Origin of the sequence: Corynebacterium sp. HMSC074A09 (assembly GCF_001811545.1) — a bacterium.
Taxonomy (GTDB): domain Bacteria; phylum Actinomycetota; class Actinomycetes; order Mycobacteriales; family Mycobacteriaceae; genus Corynebacterium; species Corynebacterium hiratae.
The window spans coordinates 75451-81606 of the sequence record NZ_KV805177.1 but is presented as its reverse complement, the minus strand read 5'-3'; the positions used below and the strand labels follow the sequence as shown (position 1 = coordinate 81606).

6 protein-coding genes are annotated in these 6156 nt (G+C 62.4%); 1 reads left to right on the top strand and 5 read right to left on the bottom strand.

Going from position 1 to position 6156, the window contains the following annotated elements; translation table 11 throughout:
- Positions 1–460: 460 nt before the first annotated feature.
- Together HMPREF2807_RS13275 and HMPREF2807_RS13270 are read right to left on the bottom strand one after the other, a co-directional pair.
- The gene (locus HMPREF2807_RS13275; RefSeq protein ID WP_070513661.1) at positions 461–1561 is read right to left on the bottom strand and encodes an HNH endonuclease signature motif containing protein; all 1101 of its coding nucleotides are present in this window, start codon (positions 1559–1561) and stop codon (positions 461–463) included.
- A gap of 132 nt (positions 1562–1693) precedes the next feature.
- Positions 1694–2773 (bottom strand): alpha/beta hydrolase, encoded by a 1080-nt coding sequence (locus tag HMPREF2807_RS13270; protein WP_070513658.1) that lies wholly within the window; start codon positions 2771–2773, stop codon positions 1694–1696.
- 62 nt (positions 2774–2835) lie between these two features.
- Between HMPREF2807_RS13270 and HMPREF2807_RS13265 the strand changes: the two genes are divergently transcribed.
- Complete coding sequence (locus HMPREF2807_RS13265) at positions 2836–4203, top strand: M20 metallopeptidase family protein (protein ID WP_070513655.1); 1368 nt, start codon at positions 2836–2838, stop codon at positions 4201–4203.
- On the opposite strand, the gene HMPREF2807_RS13260 is transcribed toward HMPREF2807_RS13265, so the two are convergent.
- Genes HMPREF2807_RS13260 through HMPREF2807_RS13250 form a run of 3 tightly spaced genes read right to left on the bottom strand, consistent with a single transcriptional unit; the run spans position 4139 to position 6113 of the window.
- Positions 4139–4909 (bottom strand): PrsW family glutamic-type intramembrane protease, encoded by a 771-nt coding sequence (locus HMPREF2807_RS13260; RefSeq protein ID WP_049154795.1) that lies wholly within the window; start codon positions 4907–4909, stop codon positions 4139–4141. The two genes, HMPREF2807_RS13265 and HMPREF2807_RS13260, sit on opposite strands and share 65 nt — an antisense overlap.
- The gene (locus HMPREF2807_RS13255) at positions 4906–5328 is read right to left on the bottom strand and encodes a hypothetical protein (protein WP_070513652.1); all 423 of its coding nucleotides are present in this window, start codon (positions 5326–5328) and stop codon (positions 4906–4908) included. Before HMPREF2807_RS13255 ends, HMPREF2807_RS13260 begins: the two co-directional genes overlap by 4 nt.
- Positions 5325–6113: a PrsW family glutamic-type intramembrane protease gene (locus HMPREF2807_RS13250; protein ID WP_083306732.1), complete on the bottom strand. Its 789-nt coding sequence runs from the start codon at positions 6111–6113 to the stop codon at positions 5325–5327. The genes HMPREF2807_RS13255 and HMPREF2807_RS13250 overlap by 4 nt, the downstream gene beginning before the upstream one ends.
- Positions 6114–6156: the final 43 nt, after the last annotated feature.

The following is a 6156-nucleotide window of genomic DNA, read 5'->3' as shown; positions in this document are numbered from 1 at the left end:
TTGTCCCTTAACGGGCTGTGGGTGCACCTACAGCATGGGGCCAGTGGGCGGGAGGAAACTGGTGTTCATCGAGATCCCCGTCAACCATCTTCCAGTCGTCGGGTGCGCTGTCCCTGGGATCGCTGAGGTCCCCGTCAGTCTGGCTTTGGATCGCCGAGGCCCCGTCAGTCTGGCTTTGGTTGGCGCGTCTCGTTTTTTAAGGGCTTAAACCCGGCCGTGCCGTCACTGTCGTTGCATCTGGGTGGCGGGCTTCTCCTTTAAGTGCTCCGGTACACCCCACAGCATGTTGTGGCGCATTAGCCGTGGTCAGGGATCCCCGCGTGCCTTGTTGTGGTTTGTGGGTGGTGTCTGAAGGATCGCCGGTGTGCCCGCGAACCTTCCCTCGGTTGGCGGGTGGCGGTGTTGTCGCTGGTGGTGAGCCGTTTCCTTTCAGTCGTTGCTGTGTGTGGTGGCTGGGGCGTTAGCTGCTGTCGGGTGGTGGGTCTGGTGGTCGTTCTGCTTCTCGTTCGGCGGTGAGTCTGGCTAGTGCTTCTTGGTATTCCGGCATTGCGGTAATCGGTGCACCCCACGGTGGGATGAAGCTAACCCCGGTATTAAGCCGGTACATGTAGCCGCGCCCGGTAGGCCTTTGTGGGTCATCGTCGTTGATGCCGTTGTGGTAGGCGCACAGGAAGGTGAGGTTTTTAATGTTGGTGTAGCCACCCGCCTGCCAAGGAATGAGATGGTGCACTTGGCAGTAATCAGCTGGTTTATTACAGCCAGGGCGTGAGCAGGTGTGGAATTCCGCGTGGAGGGTCAGGCGTTGGTTGAGGTTTGCTCCACGCGATAGCCGCCAGGTGTTGATGGGTCCTTCGACAGGGTGGATGATGGTGGCGTAGCCGATTTCGGCAAACTTGTGGGTGAGGAATTCAGCGCCTGTCATGCGCGCGCCGTTGGTGAGGTTGAGTTCGATCTCGTCCCCGTTGCCGTTGATGATCTGGTCCAACTCGTTCAACGTGACGATGACTTGGGTGCGCACGGCAGGCTTGGTGCCGGTGGCTTGGGTGAAGAAGACGTCGTTGGCGGCTTGAAGCAGATCGGTGTTGTTGGTGGATTCTAAGACTGCGCGCATGTTGGCAATCGTGGTGGCGTCATCGGTAATGGAGAGTGTGTTAGGGCCTTGCTCTCGGTAGGTGATGCGCACACCTGGTTTCGCGGTTCTTTTACGTGTGAGTTCTTTCAGCCGCGCGGTAGCAACGGTGGGGATGCGGTGTGCTGGTGTGGCGGCGAGTTTGGCTCTAAGGTTCCACGCATCCAGGGTTTTCTTGACTTTTGAAACGTAGGTTTCAATCAGTGTGAGGGTGCCCAGGCTGTGTTTCTGGGCGAGTGCTGCTTGGCGGGCTTTGCGTTGTTTGCCGCTAAAGCGGGTGGGACCGAAGTAAACCTGGTGCAGCTGTGAAAGCTCGGTGGCATCAGAGGCATCGGCGCCGAGCGCGCGGAGCTTTTCGGGTGTGCCAGGTATATGCTCCACCAGCGCAATCCCCGAGTTGCGGAGGCGGAGGTAGGTTTCAATATCCCCCATGGGCACAGAGACTAAAACAGCACCAGCAACCCCGCAACCGGAAGCAGAAACCGCCTGGTTAGCAGGGGTACCACGGCGAAGAGGGGAATGGGCGGAAACGCAAGCCAAGGGCAGGGAGAGTGTTGGCCTTCGCTAGTACAGCGCCGGTTTAATCGCATCCCACGCCGGCTGCAATTGCTTGCCAAACATCACCCAGTCGTGGGTGCCGTCGGTGAGATAGTCGGTGGTGTGGGGGATTGAGGCGTTGTCAAGCGCTGCGGAAAATTCCTCCGTACAGCGACGCGAGCCAGCCTCCAAAAGGGTGCCGCCGATGCGATCATTGACGGATTTCCCGGGATAGGCCGCCAGTTCCTCGTCCGTCCACGCGCCCGAGGCAGCGGCGAGATAGAGCGCCGTGCCGCGAAGCCCCTCCGGATGCGACATGACGTCATTGCGCAGCCAGTCTTCCGAACCGCGCGGCCCCCACATGTTCGTTGGGTCGCCGCCTTTAGTGCGCACCGTCAAGTCCACTGTGCCCTGGCCCACCTTGCTGGTGGTGGAATAGCAGCCGGAAATACCCGCCACGCCACTGAAGAAACCCGGGTTGTTGTTCGCCATCATCACCGCGCCCGACGCTCCCATGGACAACCCAATGAGTCCGCGCTTGCCGTTGTGGTTGAGCTCCGCTTCCACGACGGGGGCGAGTTCGGTGGTGACAAAAGTTTCCCACTTGTGGCGCCCCAGCTTGGGGTCATCCTCTCTCCAATCGGTCCACATGGAACCTGCGCCTTGCGACGGAATCACCATGCTCGCATCCGTATCCCCAAACACGCGGCGCACGTGGCCCTTGGTGATCCAGTTCGAGGTCTCCGGGGAATCTACGCCCTCGAGAAAGTACACAACGGGCCCGCCGTTGCCCACGACGACGTCGACGGGAATATCGCGCCCCATCGACGGCGAGGAGATGATCCACTTCTCACGGCCTGGTTCGTCGGTAGCACGCCGCTCCACGAGGGAAACCTCGTCGATTTCTTTAATCGGGTATGGGTACTCTTCCTGCTCCGTAGACCACGCGTCGGTAAGCAGATGGGAGGAAGTGCCTAAGCCATCGATGACGTTGAACATGGTGTCCACGGCCCACTGCGATGAGGCCTCGTCGCGGCTCGACAGTTGGTAGGAGGAGCCGGGCGTGAACATCAGGGAGCTGGCCACCAGCGCGGGGAAGAGCTTCATAAACGGCTACCTTAATACAGATTCCGGTATGCTCGGCGCACATGCTCGGAAAGGATGACACCATGAAGATGGCCCCGCGCCACCGTCAGCAATTGCCACCGCTTCCGATGGTTTCGGCCAAGCTGGGGGAGCGGTTGGCCAGCCAGGTGTTCGTGGAGGAAGGCCGGGAGTTGCTTCCGGAGTTGCAGGAGTTCCGCCGCGATTTGCACCAGAACCCGGAGGTGGGGCTGCACCTGCCGCGCACCCAGGAGAAGGTGCTCGAAGCCCTTAAAGGCCTACCGCTGGAGATTCATCTCGGCCGTGACCTCAGCTCGGTCGTCGCGGTGCTGCGTGGCGGCAAGCGCGGCGAGCGCCCCGTGTCGGTGCTGCTGCGTGCGGACATGGACGGCCTTCCGGTGCGCGAGCAGACGGGCAGCCCGTTTGCCTCGACGAATAACAACATGCACGCCTGTGGCCACGACCTGCACACGGCGGGGCTGATCGGCGCGGTGAAGATGCTGTGCCGTCACCGCGAGGAGTTGTTGGGCGATGTCATCTTCATGTTCCAGCCGGGTGAGGAAGGCCCGGGCGGTGCGCAGCCGATGATCGATGAGGGCGTGCTCGACGCCGCCGGCCGCCGCCCCATTGCCGCCTACGGTTTGCACGTCGGCCCGCAGGATCGGGGCACGTTCCACCACATCGCGGGCCCGATGATGGCCTCGTCGTCCAACTTGGGAATCACCGTCTACGGCAAGGGTGGGCATGGCTCGCGCCCGCACGATGCGATCGATCCGGTTGCGGCCCTCGCGGAGATCCAGGTGGCGCTGCAGGTGGCGCTGACCCGGCGCTTCGACGCGAACTCGCCGATTGTCATCACGGTGACCAACCTGCGCGCAGGCGACGGTGCGGTCAACGTCATCCCGGACAAGGCGGAGCTGGGCGCGACGGTGCGCGTGCTTCGCGACGAACACATCGACGCCGTCCGCCAAATGATCATCGAGGTCTCGAGCTCCGTGGCGGCCTCGCACCGTTGTACCGCGAAGGTGGACTTTGAGGTCCTGTACTCAGCCACCAAGACCTCACCGCGCGAGGACCAGTTCGCGGCGTCGTTGTGGGCGGGGATGTTCGGCGCGGAAAACGTGCTGACCATGGATACGCCGATGATGGCCTCGGAAGACTTCGGCGCGGTGCTCGCCCAGGTGCCGGGCACCTTCATGTGGTTCGGTACGGGGGATCCGCACACCCCGGAGCACATGCGCGAGTGGAACCACTCGCCGCTGGTGCGCTTTGATGATTCGGTTCTGGGAGACCAAGCCGCAGCCCTGGCGGCGGTGGCCTTTGAGCGCCTCGCTGCCGAGGACGCGCACCCCTCGCCGGCCACGAAGGCTATGCGTGCGCCGGTGCAGGGGACGGGGTCGGATGCGCAGCCGCCTTCTTCCGCAGCGCAATAACGCCCCAGATGGTGGCTACCCACACGGCTAGCACGACGGCCATGCCGGCGAGGACGGGCCAGATGGCGTCGCCAAGCGTAGTGCTGAGCGACGGGAACAGGTTATTCGTCACGTGCACTGCGATGGCGGCAATGAGCCAGCGCACCGGCTGCGTGCGGGAGAGGCCGTAGGCGCTGAGCCCGGTGAACAGCGAGTGGGAGAGCGGGTTGGACGCCAGTCGGATGACCACCGCCCCGATCGACCCGGCGGTATCCGAGTCGAGGTTATCCACCGTCATGCGCGCGAAGGCGGTGGCGTCCTCACCTACAGTGAAGCCGATGCCCACGGCCACGCCCACGAAGACGTAGTCGAGCCAACTGCGGGGCCGGATGACGAAGGTGCAGATAAGCAACACACCGAGGAACTTGAGCACTTCCTCGATGAGCGGCGCATACCCCGCAGCGCCCAGCCAGTCCAAGCCAACGCGGGCGAGAAGGTGAGTCATGTTCGTATTGAGCTCCACCGCGAGCCCGGAGACAGCAAAGCCCCACACCACGCCGTGCGCAATTCCTGGGCGGCGGCGCAGGAAGAACAGCGCGAGGGAGACGAGTACGGCGGCGAAGGCCACCGCAGTCAGCGCGCTGGCGGGCAGAAAGGGTTCATGGGTGTAGTGAACAACGGTCACCCCCAACGCGCCGAGGGTCAGCAGGTAGTACAGGTACTTCAAGCTTCCTCCTTCTGAACCCGATCGGCGAAGTCACTTGCCTTCGGGCCCTCGATATACAGGAAGGAGATGGTGTTGTCGTGCGGGTGAGCCAGCGTGATGCCGTCGCCGTCCTCGACGCGGTAGAGCTCTGGCGCCTGGGTGGTGATGGGGGCGTCGGTGAGCGCGCGCGTCCCGATGAAGGAACGGTGCTGCCGCGGCAGGTAGGTCTCGACCTCGTGGGAGGAGCTGCCTTCCTCAGAAATGATGGTCGCACCACCGCAGTTCCAGGTCTGCGAGGAGGCGTACGGATCCTCCGGGCATTCAAGCCCCGGGATACCGCGTACGGGCGTGGTGTCGGGAGTGGGGTCGGGGAGGAGGGCGTCGGCAAGCGGTACTGCGGCGAGGACGCCGATGCAGGAATAAATCAGTGTGTTTCTCATGCTTTTGACCCTAAGAGCTGCGATTTTGCGCCGGTATCCTCCGCAGGGAGGATTTTGCGGAGTTTCACAATGCTGACAATCGTGGCGACCCACAGGCCGATGAGGATGAGGAAGGTAGGGAAGATGGGCCAGAAGGCGTCCTCAAACGCGGTAGAGATAGACGGGCCGAAATTGGCCGTGAAGTGCACCGCCATGGCGATAAGCAGCCAACGCACCGGTTGCCTGCGGGAGAGTCCATATGCTGCGATGCCGGTGAAAAAGGAGTGCATGAGCGGGTTCGCGATGAAGCGGACAAGGAGCGCCAGCAACGTTCCCCTGAGATCAGAATCGAGGTTCTCCAGCGTCATGTTGGCGTAGTAGACGGCGTTTTCGCTCACGCTAAAACCCATCCCCACGGCCACGCCGACGAAAACGTAGTCCGCCCAGTGGCGGGACCGGATGACGCAGGTGCAAATGAAGATGACGCCGAGGAATTTGAGGACTTCCTCGGTGAGTGGGGCGATGCCAGCGATGACCAGCCAGTCCGGGACCGTACGGATGAGGAGGTGGTACATGTTCTCGTTGAGCTGGCCGGCGACAGTGGAGACCGCAATACCCCACACCACCCCGTGCGCAATGCCCGGGTGCTTGCGCAAAATCAGCAACGTGAGACCGATTGCCACGGCCGCGTACAACACTGCGGCGAGCGCGCTGGTAGTGACGAAAGCGCCGTGGGAGAAATCATAAGCGACGAACACCAGTCCGGCGGCGGTGAGCAGTTCGTACAAAGTCTGTGTTCTTCTCATGCGGTTTAGGTTATGAACCGGGCTTGGGGTGCCGGTATCCTCC

What these genes read in the sequence shown, in the direction of transcription:
- HMPREF2807_RS13275 (WP_070513661.1), bottom strand. Translation starts at nt 1,561, where the DNA reads ATGGGGGATATTGAAACCTACCTCCGCCTCCGCAACTCGGGGATTGCG.
- HMPREF2807_RS13270 (WP_070513658.1), bottom strand. Translation starts at nt 2,773, where the DNA reads ATGAAGCTCTTCCCCGCGCTGGTGGCCAGCTCCCTGATGTTCACGCCC.
- HMPREF2807_RS13265 (WP_070513655.1), top strand. Translation starts at nt 2,836, where the DNA reads ATGAAGATGGCCCCGCGCCACCGTCAGCAATTGCCACCGCTTCCGATG.
- HMPREF2807_RS13255 (WP_070513652.1), bottom strand. Translation starts at nt 5,328, where the DNA reads ATGAGAAACACACTGATTTATTCCTGCATCGGCGTCCTCGCCGCAGTA.
- HMPREF2807_RS13250 (WP_083306732.1), bottom strand. Translation starts at nt 6,113, where the DNA reads ATGAGAAGAACACAGACTTTGTACGAACTGCTCACCGCCGCCGGACTG.